This is a genomic window from Arthrobacter sp. zg-Y20, assembly GCF_030142075.1.
Lineage (GTDB): Bacteria > Actinomycetota > Actinomycetes > Actinomycetales > Micrococcaceae > Arthrobacter_B.
The window spans coordinates 1,901,680-1,917,370 of record NZ_CP126241.1; the positions used below are offsets into that span (position 1 = coordinate 1,901,680).

17 protein-coding genes are annotated in these 15,691 nt (G+C 65.4%); 8 read left to right on the plus strand and 9 right to left on the minus strand.

Annotation, left to right across the window (positions count from 1 at the left end; translation table 11 throughout):
* Window positions 1–22: 22 nt before the first annotated feature.
* From QNO06_RS09100 to QNO06_RS09110, 3 genes are read right to left on the minus strand one after another with little or no spacing between them, the layout of a single operon-like run.
* A complete protein-coding gene (locus QNO06_RS09100) occupies window positions 23–1,012 on the minus strand; it encodes a COX15/CtaA family protein (RefSeq protein WP_227911335.1) in 990 nt (329 codons plus the stop codon).
* Window positions 1,013–1,017: 5 nt separating this feature from the next.
* Window positions 1,018–1,761 (minus strand): ABC transporter permease, encoded by a 744-nt coding sequence (locus QNO06_RS09105; protein WP_227911336.1) that lies wholly within the window; start codon window positions 1,759–1,761, stop codon window positions 1,018–1,020.
* On the minus strand, window positions 1,758–2,720 hold the full coding sequence (locus QNO06_RS09110; RefSeq protein ID WP_442860129.1) for an ABC transporter ATP-binding protein: 963 nt from the start codon (window positions 2,718–2,720) through the stop codon (window positions 1,758–1,760). Before QNO06_RS09110 ends, QNO06_RS09105 begins: the two co-directional genes overlap by 4 nt.
* A 118-nt stretch (window positions 2,721–2,838) precedes the next feature.
* Here QNO06_RS09110 and QNO06_RS09115 point away from each other — a divergent pair, with 118 nt between their 5' ends.
* The 6 genes from QNO06_RS09115 (at window position 2,839) to QNO06_RS09140 (ending at window position 8,177) form a co-directional block, all read left to right on the plus strand.
* Entirely contained in the window at window positions 2,839–3,630 is a 792-nt protein-coding gene (locus tag QNO06_RS09115) for a helix-turn-helix transcriptional regulator (RefSeq protein ID WP_227911338.1), read from the plus strand.
* Window positions 3,630–5,105 (plus strand): Fe-S cluster assembly protein SufB, encoded by a 1,476-nt coding sequence (gene sufB / locus QNO06_RS09120; RefSeq protein ID WP_269437332.1) that lies wholly within the window; start codon window positions 3,630–3,632, stop codon window positions 5,103–5,105. Before QNO06_RS09115 ends, sufB begins: the two co-directional genes overlap by 1 nt.
* A gap of 101 nt (window positions 5,106–5,206) precedes the next feature.
* The gene (gene sufD, locus QNO06_RS09125; RefSeq protein ID WP_227911584.1) at window positions 5,207–6,439 is read left to right on the plus strand and encodes a Fe-S cluster assembly protein SufD; all 1,233 of its coding nucleotides are present in this window, start codon (window positions 5,207–5,209) and stop codon (window positions 6,437–6,439) included.
* Window positions 6,440–6,545: 106 nt separating this feature from the next.
* Window positions 6,546–7,316 (plus strand): Fe-S cluster assembly ATPase SufC, encoded by a 771-nt coding sequence (gene sufC, locus QNO06_RS09130; protein ID WP_227911339.1) that lies wholly within the window; start codon window positions 6,546–6,548, stop codon window positions 7,314–7,316.
* A 24-nt stretch (window positions 7,317–7,340) separates the two neighbouring features.
* Window positions 7,341–7,670 (plus strand): metal-sulfur cluster assembly factor, encoded by a 330-nt coding sequence (locus QNO06_RS09135; RefSeq protein ID WP_227911340.1) that lies wholly within the window; start codon window positions 7,341–7,343, stop codon window positions 7,668–7,670.
* A 99-nt stretch (window positions 7,671–7,769) separates the two neighbouring features.
* Window positions 7,770–8,177, plus strand: a complete 408-nt coding sequence (locus QNO06_RS09140) for a DUF4440 domain-containing protein (protein WP_227911341.1) — start codon at window positions 7,770–7,772, stop codon at window positions 8,175–8,177.
* Between the two features lie 14 nt (window positions 8,178–8,191).
* Here QNO06_RS09140 and QNO06_RS09145 read toward each other — a convergent pair whose 3' ends face one another.
* Window positions 8,192–8,827 carry a hypothetical protein gene (locus tag QNO06_RS09145; RefSeq protein WP_227911342.1) on the minus strand — a complete coding sequence of 212 codons (636 nt, stop codon included), beginning with the start codon at window positions 8,825–8,827 and terminating at the stop codon, window positions 8,192–8,194.
* A gap of 199 nt (window positions 8,828–9,026) precedes the next feature.
* Between QNO06_RS09145 and QNO06_RS09150 the strand changes: the two genes are divergently transcribed.
* Complete coding sequence (locus QNO06_RS09150; RefSeq protein ID WP_227911343.1) at window positions 9,027–9,662, plus strand: HAD family hydrolase; 636 nt, start codon at window positions 9,027–9,029, stop codon at window positions 9,660–9,662.
* 66 nt (window positions 9,663–9,728) lie between these two features.
* Here QNO06_RS09150 and ypfJ read toward each other — a convergent pair whose 3' ends face one another.
* From ypfJ to QNO06_RS09170, 4 genes are read right to left on the minus strand one after another with little or no spacing between them, the layout of a single operon-like run.
* Window positions 9,729–10,631: a KPN_02809 family neutral zinc metallopeptidase gene (gene ypfJ / locus QNO06_RS09155; RefSeq protein WP_227911344.1), complete on the minus strand. Its 903-nt coding sequence runs from the start codon at window positions 10,629–10,631 to the stop codon at window positions 9,729–9,731.
* A gap of 8 nt (window positions 10,632–10,639) precedes the next feature.
* Complete coding sequence (locus QNO06_RS09160) at window positions 10,640–11,320, minus strand: energy-coupling factor transporter transmembrane component T family protein (protein ID WP_227911345.1); 681 nt, start codon at window positions 11,318–11,320, stop codon at window positions 10,640–10,642.
* The gene (locus tag QNO06_RS09165; protein ID WP_227911346.1) at window positions 11,317–12,045 is read right to left on the minus strand and encodes an energy-coupling factor ABC transporter ATP-binding protein; all 729 of its coding nucleotides are present in this window, start codon (window positions 12,043–12,045) and stop codon (window positions 11,317–11,319) included. Before QNO06_RS09165 ends, QNO06_RS09160 begins: the two co-directional genes overlap by 4 nt.
* Window positions 12,045–12,707: a biotin transporter BioY gene (locus QNO06_RS09170; RefSeq protein ID WP_227911347.1), complete on the minus strand. Its 663-nt coding sequence runs from the start codon at window positions 12,705–12,707 to the stop codon at window positions 12,045–12,047. Before QNO06_RS09170 ends, QNO06_RS09165 begins: the two co-directional genes overlap by 1 nt.
* A 257-nt stretch (window positions 12,708–12,964) precedes the next feature.
* Between QNO06_RS09170 and QNO06_RS09175 the strand changes: the two genes are divergently transcribed.
* Window positions 12,965–14,563: an ABC-F family ATP-binding cassette domain-containing protein gene (locus tag QNO06_RS09175; RefSeq protein ID WP_227911348.1), complete on the plus strand. Its 1,599-nt coding sequence runs from the start codon at window positions 12,965–12,967 to the stop codon at window positions 14,561–14,563.
* On the opposite strand, the gene QNO06_RS09180 is transcribed toward QNO06_RS09175, so the two are convergent.
* Window positions 14,560–15,684 (minus strand): winged helix DNA-binding domain-containing protein, encoded by a 1,125-nt coding sequence (locus tag QNO06_RS09180; protein WP_227911349.1) that lies wholly within the window; start codon window positions 15,682–15,684, stop codon window positions 14,560–14,562. The genes QNO06_RS09175 and QNO06_RS09180 overlap by 4 nt on opposite strands.
* Between the last annotated feature and the right edge of the window lie 7 nt (window positions 15,685–15,691).

A 15,691-nucleotide genomic window follows, 5' to 3' on the forward strand; every position in this document is an offset into this window, starting at 1 on the left:
GTTAGCGTTAAGTCAGTGCGGCCTAGCGCCCGGCAGGGGCACCGGACACCGGAGCGGCAGCATCACCGGCGCTGCCGGGGACCTGCTTGGCATATCCCGTAAAGACCGCCTGCGCAGCCGCAGCAGTGAGCAGGCATGCACCGAGCATGTGCAGTGCCACCAGGGCGATCGGCAGGTGCAGGAAATGCTGCGTATAGCCGATCACGGCCTGGGCCAGGACGACGACGGCCAGCAGCACCACCGCATTGCGCACCCGGGCGTCGGCCGTGCGGCGGAAGACCAGGTAAAGGGCAACCGCCAGCGCGAAGACCAGCAGATAGACGGGCACCACGTGGACGCGGGTAATGAGGTCCGGGTTGAGCCCGTTGCGGGCCGCTCCGTGGTCTCCCGCATGCGGACCGGAACCGGTGACCATGACGCCGAGCAGCACGGTGATGCCGGAAAGGACGCCCATGGCGCCCAGCAGCGGGCGAAGGGTCTTGCCGGCAAGCGGGGCGTGACGGACGACCAGGTCTCCGGAGGACAGCCAGGCACGGTTCACCAACACCACGGCGGCGACAATCAGCACCATGGAAATGATGAAGTGCAGGCCCACAATCCAGGGGTTCAGGCCGGTGAGCACGGTGATGCCGCCAACCACGGCCTGCGCCGGGATGCCGGCGAGCAGTCCGATGGACAGCCACCAGAGGTCGCGGCGCTGGGCTCGGATCCGCCAGACGGAGAACACGGTGGCAAAGGCAACGGCGGTCAGCACGAAGGTCAGCATCCGGTTGCCGAACTCGATGATGCCGTGCACGCCCATTTGCGGCGTCGTCACCAGCGAGTCAGCGGTGCACAGCGGCCACTCGGGGCAGCCAAGGCCGGAGGCGGTCAGGCGGACCGCACCGCCGGTCACCACAATAACGATGTTGGCCACCAGCGAGGCCACGGCGAGGGAGCGGATCAACCGTCCTGCCGCAGGCAGGGGACCGGTGGATTGCCGGGCCGGAACTCCGGCCGAGGTTGATGACACGGTAGCTAACTCCATTTGAACCAGCGGACAGCACCCAGGCCGCCCAGTATTGTCCACGCCAGAAGGATCAGCGTGGCGGAAATATTGAACTGCGAGTCGATCAGCGCGGACCGCAGGGCGTCCCCAAGGGCGGCCGAGGGCAGGACTTCGATGAACGGCTGCAGGAGGTCGGGCAGGTTGCCTACCGGGATGATGATACCGCCGGCGGCTGCCAGCAGTATCCACAGCAGGTTGGTTATGGCCAGTGTGGCCTCGGGTCGCACGGTTCCTGCCACCAGCAGGCCAAGAGCCGTGAAGGCAACGGCGCCCAGGGCCAGCTGCAAGGCTGCGGGCACCAGGCCTGCCAGCTCCGGCCGCCAGCCGAGCAGCAGCGCAACCACGGACACCAGGACCACCTGGATGCACAGCACGGCGAGAACGGCAATGACCTTGCCCGCAATCAGTCCGGCCCGGCCCAGCGGGGTGGTGGAGAGGTACCGCAGCACCCCGTACCGGCGGTCAAAGCCCGTGGCGATGCCCTGCCCGGTAAAGGCAGTCGACATGGCGCACAGCGCGAAGATGCCCGGCGTGGCCATATTGATCCGGCTGGTGCCGTAGCCGTCCAGCAGGGGAGTGACCACCAGGGCCACCATGGCCATCAGCGGCAGCACCACGGCGAGGATCAACTGCTCCCCGTTGCGCAGCATCATCACGGCCTCATAGCGGCCCTGGTTCAGGATGCGTGCCGGAAGCGAAGCGGGAGCGCTCAACGGATGGTCCTTCCGGAAAGGTCGAGGAACACGTCTTCCAAGGTGCGCGAGGCCATATGGACCGACGACGGCAGGATCTGCCGCTCGGCCCACCACGCGGCGACGGCGGCCAGGTCCGAAGGAGTAAGGGCACCGCGCAGGGCGTAGTGCCCGGGGGCGGCCTCGGCAATGTCCAGGTGCTGCAGTGCACCTGACGCGAGGGCCGCGACGTCGAGGCCCGGGTCGGCGTCGAACGTCAGCAGGCGCTGCTCGGCCTGATGTCCGGTGGCCGAGGTCAGCTCGGCCACGGTACCGGAGGCAACGGTCTTGCCGGCGTCGATGATGTAGACGTAGTCCGCCAGCTTCTGCGCATCGTCCATCAAGTGGGTGGTAAGGATGATACCCAGGCCCTCGGAGCGCAGTTCGGAAATCAGGTCGAAGACAATCTGCCGGGACTGCGGGTCCAGCCCGGCACTGGGCTCGTCCAAAAACAGCACCTCGGGCCGGCCAATCAGGGCCGCCGCCATGGCCAGCCGCTGCTTCTGGCCGCCGGAGAGCCTCCGGATGCCGGTGTTGGCGAAGCTGCCAATACCCAGCCGCTCCACGAGTTCGGCCACCGGACGGGGCGACTCGTACATGCGGGCAACGTGTTCCAGCAGGGCCACGGGACGGGCCGACGGCGGCAGGCCGCCTTCCTGCAGCATCACGCCTACGCGGCTGCGCAGGTGGGCGTCGGCGCGGTAAGGGTCCTGCCCGAGCAGCCGGATTTCCCCGCCGTCTATGGGCTGCAGGCCCTGAGCGCACTCCAGGGTGGTGGTCTTGCCGGCGCCGTTGGCGCCAAGGAGGGCGGTGACGGCGCCGCGGCGGGCAGTAAAGTCGACGCCGGCCAGCACGCGGACCATCCTGCCGTCCAAACCAGCAACCGGGCCACAGTCCTTGATCAGACCTTTAATGGTCAGGCAGGGTTCATCGTTAGGCACCTGCATATTCTACGTTAGGTAGTACAAGCTCCCGCACGAGGCACTGCCGGGTCCGGCACGGCCGATGGCAAGCCTTGCCTTAGTGGAATCAGGGAACAGATTAGGTCATGCTTGTGTTGTGTATTCTGTGAGCAACTCTGATACGAAGGCGGCGGCCCCGCCGAGCGCTGCCCGCGAAGCGGAGGAGCGCACCCGGGACAAGGTGCTGGGTGCGGTTCTGGAACACGGCCCGGTCAGTGCGGCTGAGCTGGGCGAACGGCTCGGCTTCACGCCGGCAGCCGTGCGCCGCCACCTCGACGCCCTGTCCACCAAGGGCCTGATCCAGGTCAAGCTGGTGCGGAACTCCTCATCCGGAGCCGGCCGCCCGGCCCGCCGCTACGTGCTTAGTCCGCAGGGCCAGGCATATCTGGGCAATGACTACCTGGACATCGCCACCGAAGCGCTGCGCCAGCTGGGTGCAGCACTGGGCCCGCAGGCCATCGAGGCCTTCGCGGCCGAACGCTTCGGCCAGATGGAGGAACGGTACCGTCCCGTTGTCGACGCCGCAGGCCCCGAGGTCGCCGACCGCGCCCAGGCACTGGCCGCGGAACTGAGCAAGGACGGCTTCGTGGCATCAACCACCATGATCGGCGCCGGGGCGAAGAAGAGTACGCTGCTTAGCATCCAGCTGTGCCAGGCGCACTGCCCCATACAGGGATTAGCCACGGCCTATCCCGTCTTCTGTGACAAGGAGACCGAAGTTTTTGCCCGCCTTCTGGACGTGGACGTCCGCAGACTGTCCACTTTGTCCCGGGGCGGACACGTTTGTACGACCCACATTCCCGTGGGTCGGAACAGATCCGCGCCGCAGGTTCCACTGCACGCCGAGACCCCCCAGTCCACATCCATTCATCAGCAAGAAAGGCCGTGATGACGGATCAAGTAACCCAGAAGCCGACGGCACCTTCCATGGTGCCGGAGTCTGTTATTTCAGACATCCTGGAAAAGAACCCTGAACTCGAGGGCATCGGTACATACGAGTACGGATGGGCAGACTCCGACGTCGCCGGCGCCACCGCCCGGCGCGGCCTGAGCGAGGAAGTTGTCCGCGACATCTCGGCTAAGAAGAATGAGCCGCAGTGGATGCTGGACCTTCGCCTCAAGGGCCTGAAGTACTTCGACCGGAAGCCCATGCCGACCTGGGGCGCAGACCTCTCCGGCATCGACTTCGACAACATCAAGTACTTCGTGCGTTCCACGGAGAAGCAGGCCAACACCTGGGAAGACCTCCCCGAGGATATCCGTAACACCTACGAAAAGCTTGGCATCCCCGAGGCCGAGCGCGGCCGCCTGGTGTCCGGCGTCGCCGCCCAGTACGAGTCCGAGGTGGTCTACCACCAGCTCCGCGAGGACCTGGAGCGCCAGGGTGTCATCTTCCTGGATACGGACACCGCACTGAAGGAACACCCGGAGATGTTCCAGGAGTACTTCGGCACGGTCATCCCGGTTGGCGACAACAAGTTCGGCTCGCTGAACACTGCCGTGTGGTCCGGCGGATCCTTCGTCTACGTCCCCAAGGGCGTCCACGTGGAAATCCCGCTGCAGGCCTACTTCCGCATCAACACGGAAAACATGGGTCAGTTCGAGCGCACGCTGATCATTGCGGACGAGGATTCCTACGTCCACTACATCGAAGGCTGCACCGCACCGATCTACACCTCGGACTCACTGCACTCCGCCGTCGTGGAAATCATCGTGAAGAAGGGCGCCCGCGTCCGTTACACGACCATCCAGAACTGGTCCAACAACGTCTACAACCTGGTCACCAAGCGTGCCATTGCACACGAGGGCGCCACCATGGAGTGGATCGACGGCAACATCGGTTCCAAGGTCACCATGAAGTACCCGGCTGTATACCTGGTCGGCGAGCACGCCAAGGGTGAGACCCTGTCCATCGCCTTCGCCGGCGAGGGCCAGCACCAGGACACCGGATCCAAGATGGTCCACATTGCCCCCAACACCAAGAGCTCCATCATCTCCAAGTCCGTGGCCCGCGGCGGCGGCCGCGCCGCCTACCGCGGCCTGGTCCAGGTCCGCGAAGGCGCCACGCACTCGGCCAACACCGTGCGCTGCGACGCCCTGCTGGTGGACACCATCTCCCGCTCGGACACGTACCCGTACGTGGACATCCGCGAAGATGACGTCACCATGGGCCACGAAGCCACTGTTTCCCGCGTCAGCGAGGAGCAGCTGTTCTACCTCATGTCCCGCGGCCTTCCCGAGGACGAGGCAATGGCAATGATCGTGCGCGGCTTCATCGAGCCGATTGCACGCGAACTGCCGATGGAATACGCCCTTGAACTCAACCGCCTCATCGAACTCCAGATGGAAGGAGCCGTCGGTTAATGTCGAAGCTTAACGACGTCGTCGAAACCGTGACCGAAAAGGTCAGCAATGTAGTGGAGGAGGTCAAGGCGAAGGTTGTTTCCCCGAAGGAAACCAACCGGATGCGCATTGACGGCTTCACCGAGGAAGGCGAAAACCTTTCCCCGCTGAACGATGACTCCTCACCGCTGGGCGGCGACAGCAGCAAGTCCCACAGCCACGGCGGCGGAGAGGGCATCCCGGACAGCTCGCGCGCCGGACGCACCACGTCCTTCCACCGGGCTGACTTCGGCAAACTGACCGGCCGTGAAGAAGACTGGCGGTTCACCCCGCTCAAGCGCCTGCGCGGACTGCACACCGCGGACCTGGACGGTACGGCTCCCGAGCTGGCCGTCGTCGCGCCGGACGGCGTGCGGGTGGAGAGCATTGCCCGCACCGACGCCCGCGTCGGTTCGGCCGGCATCCCCGAAGACCGGGTTGCCGCTGCCGCATGGGAAGACTTCCGCGAGGCCACGTCCGTGACCATCCCCGCCGAGACTGTTATTGACGGCAGCGTCACGCTGACCATCAACGGCGTCAGCAAGGACCCGGCCGCCCAGCACATCGTCATCACTGCGGAGAAGTTCTCCAAGGGTGTTGTGGTCCTGGACCACAAGGGCTCGGCCGTGCTGTCGCAGAACGTCGAGATTGTTGTCGAAGACGGCGCAGAACTCACCGTTGTTTCGGTCCAGGACTGGGACGACGACGCCGTGCACGCCTCCGCGCAGTACGCGAAGATTGGCCGCGACGCGAAGTTCAAGCACGTCGTCGTCAGCCTCGGCGGCGACCTGGTGCGTGTCACCCCGTCCTCCAAGTTCACCGCCACCGGCGGCGACGTGGAAATGTTCGGCCTGTACTACGCAGACGCCGGCCAGCACCTGGAGCAGCGCCTCTTCGTGGACCATGCAGTGGCCAACTGCAAGTCCCGCGTGATGTACAAGGGCGCCCTGCAGGGCCGCGACGCGCACACCGTGTGGGTTGGCGACGTCCTGATCCGCAAGGAAGCAGAAGGCACCGACACGTACGAGGTCAACCGCAACCTGCTGCTGACCGACGGCGGCCGTGCCGACTCCGTGCCGAACCTTGAAATCGAGACCGGGCTCATTGAGGGTGCCGGCCACGCCAGCGCCACCGGCCGGTTCGACGACGAGCACCTGTTCTACCTGATGGCACGCGGCATCCCCGAGGACACCGCCCGCCGCCTGGTGGTCCGGGGCTTCCTCACCGAGATCATCCAGCAGATCAAGGTTCCCGCCCTGGAAGAGCGTCTCACCGACGCCGTCGAGCGCGAGCTCGAAGCCTCCGGAGCCTACTAGGACACGGGTTCGGGTGCCGGAGCGATCCGGCACCCGAACCTGAGCCGCCTTCCATCCCCAACGCTTAGTTACGCACCTTTGGGTGCAAAGGAGAAAGCCAACTCGCATGTCTACTCTTGAGATCAAGGATCTTCACGTCAGCATTGAGACCGAACAGGGCCGCAAGCCGATCCTGAAGGGTGTCAGCCTGACCATCAACACCGGTGAGACGCACGCCATCATGGGCCCCAACGGCTCCGGCAAGTCCACCCTGGCCTCCACCATCGCCGGCCACCCGCGCTACACCGTGGACAGCGGTTCCATCACCCTTGACGGCGAAGACGTCCTGGCCATGAGCGTGGACGAGCGTGCCCGCGCCGGCCTCTTCCTGGCCATGCAGTACCCGGTCGAGGTTCCCGGCGTCACCATGACCAACTTCCTGCGCACCGCCAAGACCGCCCTCGACGGCGAAGCCCCCTCGCTGCGCCACTGGACCAAGGACGTCAAGGCTGCCATGGGTGACCTGCGCATCGACGCCGACTTCGCCCAGCGCAACGTCAACGAAGGCTTCTCCGGCGGCGAGAAGAAGCGCGTCGAGATCCTGCAGCTCGAGCTCTTCCACCCGAAGTTCGCCATCCTCGACGAGACCGACTCCGGCCTCGACGTCGACGCCCTGAAGATTGTGTCCGAAGGCGTGAACCGTGAGCACTCCAAGGGCGGCATGGGTACGCTGCTGATCACGCACTACACGCGTATCCTTCGGTACATCAAGCCCGATTACGTCCACGTTTTCGTTGACGGACACATTGCCGAGCAGGGCGGCCCCGAGCTGGCCGACCGGCTCGAAGAAGAGGGTTACGACCGCTTCACCGGCGCCAACGCCGCGGCCGGCGCGTAATTCGGAACAGCTGAAGGAGCAATAATGAGCGACTCCGATCTGGCCTCCACGTCCCTTGAGGACGTCGAAGAGGCCCTCAAGGACGTCATTGACCCCGAGCTGGGGGTGAATGTCGTTGACCTTGGCCTGCTGTACGGCCTGAAGTACGCCGAGGACGGCGCACTGCTGATCGACATGACGCTGACCACTGCGGCCTGCCCGCTGACCGACGTCATCGAAGAGCAGACCGCGCAGGCGCTGGACGGCGTCGTTGATGAGTGGCGCCTGAACTGGGTGTGGATGCCGCCGTGGGGACCTGAAAAGATCACCGACGACGGCCGCGACCAGATGCGCGCCCTCGGGTTCAACATCTAGCAGCTGTGGATACGGCAAAGAGCCGCTTCCGGATTTTCCGGGGGCGGCTCTTTGCGTGTCGGTATCAGCATCCCAGCCGGCGCTGCTAGCGTTCGCGCCATGGGCAATACTGCAAGCACAGACCATTTTCACGACCGGTACCTCACTGCCTGGAACGCGGCCATGGCGTCCGGAGACAGTGCACCCATCGAGGCGTTCCTGGCGCCGGAGTACCACGGATGGCTGGGCTCCGCGGCTGCGTCTGCCGAGCCGTTCGACGGTGCGACGGCTCGGAAGGGTTTCCGCGCTACCGTCTCTGCGTTGAAGGGCAGCACGGTCCACGCCGATTTCCGTACTGTAGCCCCGCGCGGCCGCGACGAAGCGGTGGTGTTCTACGAGATGACGTACCGGGTGGGCGGGGATAACACGGCACGTGCGCTGCTGATGGAATCCTGGCGGCTAACAGAGGGACAGTGGCTGCTCTGCCGGGACCTTACCGAAGTCAATGTGGGCCAACCTGCGGCCTAGCAGCATTGCGCCGGCTACCCCTCCTTCGGCTTGACGTAGTCCTCGAACTCTTTGGCTCCGTCAATCTTCCAGTCTTTTCCGACTTTCACCATGAAAACGTCCCTGCTGGTTGTCGACGCGTCGTGGTCCGGATCTTCGTACATGATTACCGCGTGCCGTGCATCGATGACCATGATGTCCGCCTCCGCGATGTCCGCCGCCGCCTTCGCATCGTTCTCGTCCGTAAACGCAGTGATCAGCATGGAGTTGTACCCGATGATGGCGCGGTCTGAATCGCTCATCCCCTCCCAGTGGTAGGAACCGGACATCGGGTTGAACTCCGCGTGAAAGTCCGCCAACGCCTTTTGGCTCTCGGGTTTCAGGGCGTCGTAATTTTCTTCAACCGTGTCATAGTCACCGGTTTTGAACTTCGTCATTTCTTCAGGGCTCAAAGCATCCTGAAACTTGGCTTCATAGGCGTCAAAGTTTTCGTTCATGGTCTTGGCCGCCTTTGCTGCCGCGGACTGGTACTCCGCAAAGGCCGCTCGTACGTCCGAACGGACTTCGGCCGGGTCATCCCTGCTGTCCTGGCCGCAGCCTGACAGTGCGGTAGACAAAGCCAGTGACAAGGCCAAGACGGGCAGTGCGGGCAGTCCATAACTCTTCTTCACTGAGGTTCCTTACCTCTAGGGCTTCCGGAATCGGATTTCAGTATGCATTGAAGCGGCAGCTGGTCACTCTTGACACGCCAGTCACTGCCGCCTCCGTGTGCTGGCCGGAAGGCACGGACACTTATGTCAGTTGCCGGGACCCGGTCAAGCGGAGGAGAACCGGTTATGGCCGTTGACATCCGCTGCTAGGGTTCGCCGCATGGGGAACACCGAGAACATTTCCAAGCCCGGCACCTGGTACCTGTTCGATTACGGCATGGTGATCTCCACCGCGCCGGAGCCGGCAGACTGGGCCGCACTGAAGCTGGAGACCGGCCAGCATCTGCAGGATCCCGCGAGCCCCTATTGGACGCACCGGGAAAGCTATGACGCGGGCCTGCTCAGTCCGGCTGCGTACTGGGCCGCCGTGCTTGCCCTGCCCGAGGCGGACGAGGAGCGGGTGCGGGTGCTGGAGGACTTGGACGCAGCACAGTGGTCCCACCTCAACCCGGACACAGCCGGCATCTTGCGGGCCCTTGAAGGCGAAGGCGCGAAGCTGGCTGTGCTTTCGAACATGCCGACGGAAATGTCCCGGCGCTACCTTCGCGATTCAGCATGGGCCCGGCACTTTGCCAAGACCTATTTCAGCGGCCCGCTGGGAATGACCAAACCTGACCGCCGGATCTTCGAGCTCGTCCTGAAGGACCTGCACGCAGAGCCCGGCGACGTGGTTTTTATCGACGACAACGAGGCAAATATCTCCGCTGCACGGGCGCTCGGCATTCGCACCGTGCACTTTCGTCCTCCGGGGGATGCCGATCCTACGGATTTGCGGGAGTTGCTGGGCCGGATGTGAGCGGTCCGCTCGGGGCACCGCGGGCGGTGGCTCAGCGGGCACGGGTGCTGAGCCGGATGGAAACCCTTACGGGCGTGACAGGTCAGCGGCACTGAAGGTGTCGCACGTTTCCAAGGAGCCGCCGTCGTTGTAGCCCGCCAGGAACCACGCCTGGCGCTGCTCGCTCGAGCCGTGCGTCCAGCTCTCCGGATTGACCTGCCCCGTGGCCGAAGCCTGGATCCGGTCATCACCTACGGCAGAGGCAGCCGAGAGGGCGTCGTTGATGTCCGTTTCGGTAAACGGTGCGAGGAAGGGAACGTCGCTGCCCGGTGCGGGAGTAGACGCCGCATGGCGTGCCCAGAGGCCCGCATAGCAGTCGGCCTGGAGCTCGGTCCGGACCGAGGCGGACTCGGGTCCCTGCGGGTCGGCATTGCGGCCTGTACTGGATCCCGTGAGCTGCTGGATGTGGTGGCCGAATTCGTGCGCCACCACGTACTCCTGGGCCAGCGGTCCGCCGGAGGAACCATAGCTGTTCACCAGATCGGAGAAGAACGCCGTGTCATAGTAGGTCTGTTCATCGGCGGGGCAGTAGAAGGGCCCCACAGCACTGGTTGCAGCTCCGCAGCCCGTGGTGGTCTGGTCTGAGAACAGCACCACGCCGGGCTCGGTGTAGGTGACACCGCGCTCAGCGAGCTGCGGTTCCCAGAAGCTGTCCAAACTCTCCGCAGTACCGAGGATGCGGCAGTCCAGGCGTTCGTTGGCATCCTCGCCGTTCAGGCACGTGCTGATGCTTTCGGATTGGCCCTGCCCAGCGGAGGAGGCGCCGCCGTCGCTTAATCCCAGCCCATCGATAACGTCGGAGCCGAAGAACAGGGAGAGGATCAGCAGCAGTCCGCCGCCCAGCCCTCCGCCAACAGCGATGCCTTTGCCTTTGCCGCGCCGGTCGCTCACTCGTGAGGAATCAAGGCGCGCGTTTTCGTTGAAACTCATGCCATCGATTATCCCTGACGGCCAGCATGCTTCCGTTTGGAGGGCTGCTGCGGCGTTGGTTCACCCAACCCACGGGCGGCCAGTGCTTCACCGGTCTGGTGGGCATACGCCACCGCCCGGATGACCACGGGCACCGCCAATGCCCTCGGGTTGCGTTCCAGTCCCCGGGCCATTGCTGATTGGCGGACTTCGCCTGCCGAACCGAGAAGGAACGGAAGGCTGCGCATCATCAGGGCAAGCGTCAGGGCGAACCGCTCCGGGTCCGCCCCCAGGCACTTCAGGGGCCGGGCCAGCGCTGCCAGCCCGTCCATCAGTTCCTGGGGCGCCGTGGTCAGCGTCAACAGCCGGGCGGCTACTACGCACAGCACTATCCGGCCGGTGACCAGCACTGCCGCAGCCGGTCCTTCCATCCACACCTGGACCGCAGCCAGCAGGACCAGCAGCGGCCACATCAACCGCAAGGGCACCCACAACTCCCGCACCATCCGTGCCAGGACATAAAGCCCGGCCACCAGCACCGCAGCGGAGGCCTGCACCACAAAGGATGACGAGGCGAGCACCACCGCGGAGAGCAGCACCAGGACTACAGCCTTCAGGGCTAGCGGTGCCCTGTGCAGCAGGGAGGTTCCGGTCCGGTATCCGCCCGTCAGGAGCGCGGCTGAAGCCAGCCCGGCTGAACGCCTCTTCACCTAAGGTCCAGCGCCATCGCACGGTATCTGGCGACAGCCTCCCCGGGGTCGCCGTCGAACACCACCCGTCCGCAGTCCATCACCAGCACCCGATCTGCGTCGGCAGCAAACTCGAGGTCATGGGTGGTGTAGATGACTTGCTGCGGCAGCCCGGCAAGCGTTCTGCGCAACCGGGCCGTGTTGCGCAGGTCCAGGAGGGTGCTCGGTTCATCCGCCACGAGGACCGCCGGCTCAACGGCCAGGACCGAAGCAAGTGCCATCAGCTGGCGTTCACCCCCGGACAGGTCGTAGATGCTGCGGTCCGCCAGGGGGAGAAGGCCGAATGAATCCAGCCGTTCCTCGGCCGCCGCACGGCGCTCGGACCGATTGCGTACGGACGCGCGCAGGGAAAGCTCGACGTCGTCCCTGCCGGTGGGCATCACCAGCTGGGCCAGCGGATCGGTGAAGACAAACCCCACCCGCCGCCGCACCGCAGCACCCTGGCGCACAGTATCCAGGCCGTCCACGGTGACGGTTCCGGTATCGGGCAGCACCAGACCGTTGATCAACTTCAGGAGGGTGGATTTCCCCGAGCCGTTGGCACCGATCACCGCCGTGCGGGGGTTGGTGAACTGCAGCGAGAAGGGACGCAGGATCGGCTCGGCGCCACTCCCGCCGCCAGTCCCAGCGCCACTCCCGCCGCCGGACGGCAGCACCGAAACATTGTCCAGGGCAATACGTGCCATCAGGGGCGCCGCCGGGTGGCCGGTGCCATGCGGGGGAACGCCCTGAACACACTGACCGCCACCGCCGCGGCGAGCATGTTCTTGAGGACGTCGCCGGGCCAGAACGCTATATCCGTAACCAGGGCGCCGGAAAAGGGCAGGTGGGCATTAACCATGAGCCCTGCAATGCCGGCAGGGTGGACCACGAGGAAACTGGTGGCCAGCCCGGCAGCGAACAGCAACGGGAACCGTGCCCGGTTCGCCCGCCGCAGCACAATACCGGCAAGGACGCCCGCAACGGCTGCAGCCAGCGGGAAGGAGAGCAGGTAACCGGCAGAGGGGCCGGCCAGCACGCCCAGGCCGCCGCGGAAGCCGCTGAAGACGGGCAATCCGGCCAGACCCGCGAGCAGGAACAGTCCTACGGCTGCCGCACCGCGGCCGGGGCCGAGGAGGATTCCCGTCAGTATCACCGCCAGGGTCTGCAGCGTGATCGGCACCCCTGAACCCAGCGGAATGCCGGGCAGAACCGAGAAGGCAGCCGTAAGTGCGGCGAAAACAGCAATCAGGGACAGGTCGCCGGGCTTCCATCCCCGCTGCCTGCCTTGGCGGCGGGCTGCCGGCGGGGGTGAACCCTCGGCAGCAGCGCTGGTGGATCCCGGTGCATCAAGCGGTGTGTTGTCCATCGCAGCTCTCTCGTCTGGGGAAGAAATCGGTTCGGTCCTGCGTTTTGAACACTAGTGGCGGGATGACGGGATTCCATTGGAGGTTTTCTACAAACCGGCCATGGCGGCTACACTGGGAAGGCTGATCCGGCCAACACGGCCTTGCCATCGGTCACTGTGACCATTCCCGCCTCGGTGGATTCCCACCCGGTACGAGGCCCGCGCACCGCGCAGCGTTATATCTGCAACACCTATAAACCCTTCGAAAGGTCCACTGAGTGATTTCCGTATCTGGTCTCGAGCTGCGCGCAGGCGCACGCCTTCTCATGGAAGCGGTTTCGTTCCGTGTGGACAAGGGAGACAAGATCGGGCTGGTGGGCCGCAACGGTGCCGGCAAGACCACTCTCACCAAGGTGCTGGCCGGTGAGACCCTCCCGGCGTCCGGCAGCGTCAAGCGCGTCGGCGAGATCGGCTACCTGCCCCAGGATCCGCGCACACCGGACATGGACCAGCTGGGCCGGGACCGGATCCTCTCCGCCCGCGGCCTCGACGTCGTTTCCGCGCAGCTGAAAAAGTGCCAGGACGAGATGGCCAGTGATGATCCGAAGATCTCGCAGAAGGCCATGAACCGCTACGACCGGCTCGAATCCGAATTCCTGTCCGCCGGGGGATACGCCGCCGAATCCGAAGCTGCCACCATCTGCGCCAACCTGGCCCTGCCGGACCGGCTGCTGAACCAGCCGCTGAAGACCCTTTCCGGCGGTCAGCGCCGTCGTGTGGAACTGGCCCGGATCCTGTATTCCGACGCCGACACCATGCTCCTCGATGAGCCCACCAACCACCTCGACGCCGATTCCATCGCCTGGCTGCGCGAGTTCCTGAAGAACCACACCGGTGGCCTGATCGTGATCAGCCACGATACCGAGCTGCTCGAAGCCACCGTCAACAAGGTCTTCAGCCTGGATGCCAACCGCGCCACCATCGACATCTACAACATGGACTGGAAGCGGTACAAGGTCCAGCGCGAGACAGACGAGCGGGCCCGTAAGCGGGAGCGTGCCAATACCGAAAAGAAGGCCGGGGTCCTGCTTGCCCAGGCCAACAAGATGAAGGCACGTGCCTCCGGTGCTTCTGCTGCCCAGAGCATGCTCAAGCGCGTGGACCGGCTGCTGGGCGGGCTCGACGCCGTCCGCGCCAGCGACCGTGTGGCAGCACTGCGCTTCCCGGATCCCGCACCCTGCGGCAAGACCCCGATGATGGCCGAGGGCCTGAGCAAGAGCTACGGGTCGCTGGAAATCTTCACCGACGTTGACCTGGCCATTGACCGCGGCTCCAAGGTGGTCATCCTGGGCCTGAACGGTGCCGGAAAGACCACCCTCCTGCGGATGCTGGCCGGCGTGGATAAGCCGGACACCGGAAAAATCATCCCCGGCCACGGCCTGAAGGTCGGGTACTACGCCCAGGAGCACGAGACCCTGGACACGGACCGGACGGTCCTGGAGAACATGCGTTCTTCCGCCCCGGACATGGACGACGCCGAGGTGCGCAGCGTTCTCGGTTCCTTTATGTTCAGCGGCGACGACGTGGAGAAGAAGGCTGGTGTCCTCTCCGGCGGTGAAAAAACCCGTTTGGCGCTGGCCACCATCGTGGCCTCCTCCGCCAACGTGCTGCTCCTGGACGAACCCACCAACAACCTTGACCCGGCTTCGCGTGCCGAGATCCTGGGCGCCCTGAGCAATTACACGGGTGCAGTGGTGATGGTCAGCCACGATGAGGGCGCCGTGGCAGCACTGAACCCCGAGCGCGTGGTGCTGCTGCCGGACGGCGACGAGGACCACTGGAACGAGAACTACCTGGAACTGGTGACCCTGGCCTAGGAGCCGTTCCCGGGAGATTCCCGAAAACTCCCGTACTCCTGGACCGCTCGCTCCAGTTCCGCAGGGTCGAGCCCAACAGGATCCGAATCAACGTCCCGGCGTCCGGGCATCAGGAACGGCTCCACGTCCACCGTGGAGCCGTTCCTTTCCCATATCCCGGCAATCCGCCCGTCCACAAGCAGCACGTTCCGGAACAATCCGTTTTTCGCCGGACCCACCACTGCGCGGTGCTCCGCGGCCATGATCAGATCCCGGTCTGCGTAACCGATGTGGTATTCGTCAAAACCCGGCAGCAGGCGTACGCCGCCTGACCGGCCCGTTTCCTGCTCCTCGAGGAGTTCCGGCGCCACCCACCACCGGTCCTCCCCGCGGGCAGGCTCCGCGGCCGTCAGCGGCGTGATCCGGTCTCCGGCCACTTCGAAGGCACGCCTGGCGTCGCGCAGTGTGAGCCCGCTCCACCAGGCCAGGTCCTGCGCCCGCACCGGGCCGTGACCCTGCACGTAGCGGACCGCCAGCGTCGCCAGGGCATCATCGCGGGGCAGGGGAGCGGCCGGGGAAATGACCCGCGCATAGAGCTCAAACATGGCTGTCTTGCCTGCCGGCGGAGCGAACACGATGACCTGTGACTGGGCCAGGAACCGCAAGACGTGCGACGCCGCAGCACTGTCGGTCAGTCCGCCCGCAGTAGCCAGCACTTTCACGAGTACGGACCGGGCCGCAGGACCGCCGCTGAGGGCTTCGGCCACGGCGCGCGTGCACCGGTCCAGGATTTCTTCGCTCACTCCGGCGGCCCGGCGAAGGCCCGCCTGCTGGGCGTTGGCCCGGGGTCCGAGCAAGGGTACCAGCCATGCAGCATCGACGGCGCGCACCAGGTGTTGGGTCCCGCGCATGGTCCAGGTCAGAACCAAGCCGCGCCCGGCAATGGCTGCGCGGACACCGGATTCGGTGCCGCCGACGGTCCGCTGGCCTATGCTCCACGCGGCTCCCGCGGCGTTTTGGGCCTGCACCGCCAGCAGCCGTCCCACGGCATCAGCGGGGGAGGCAGCCTTGGCTGCCGCCAGCCCGGAGGCGGCCAGCCGCAGGCGGCGCAGTTCCCGGCGGGTCGAGGGGAGCGTGGTCATGGCTCCG

Coding starts and splice junctions, on each gene's coding strand:
- sufB (WP_269437332.1), top strand. CDS start 3,630: ATGACGGATCAAGTAACCCAGAAGCCGACGGCACCTTCCATGGTGCCG.
- QNO06_RS09135 (WP_227911340.1), top strand. CDS start 7,341: ATGAGCGACTCCGATCTGGCCTCCACGTCCCTTGAGGACGTCGAAGAG.
- sufD (WP_227911584.1), top strand. CDS start 5,207: ATGCGCATTGACGGCTTCACCGAGGAAGGCGAAAACCTTTCCCCGCTG.
- sufC (WP_227911339.1), top strand. CDS start 6,546: ATGTCTACTCTTGAGATCAAGGATCTTCACGTCAGCATTGAGACCGAA.
- QNO06_RS09170 (WP_227911347.1), bottom strand. CDS start 12,707: ATGGACAACACACCGCTTGATGCACCGGGATCCACCAGCGCTGCTGCC.
- QNO06_RS09165 (WP_227911346.1), bottom strand. CDS start 12,045: ATGGCACGTATTGCCCTGGACAATGTTTCGGTGCTGCCGTCCGGCGGC.
- QNO06_RS09140 (WP_227911341.1), top strand. CDS start 7,770: ATGGGCAATACTGCAAGCACAGACCATTTTCACGACCGGTACCTCACT.
- QNO06_RS09150 (WP_227911343.1), top strand. CDS start 9,027: ATGGGGAACACCGAGAACATTTCCAAGCCCGGCACCTGGTACCTGTTC.
- ypfJ (WP_227911344.1), bottom strand. CDS start 10,631: ATGAGTTTCAACGAAAACGCGCGCCTTGATTCCTCACGAGTGAGCGAC.
- QNO06_RS09180 (WP_227911349.1), bottom strand. CDS start 15,684: ATGACCACGCTCCCCTCGACCCGCCGGGAACTGCGCCGCCTGCGGCTG.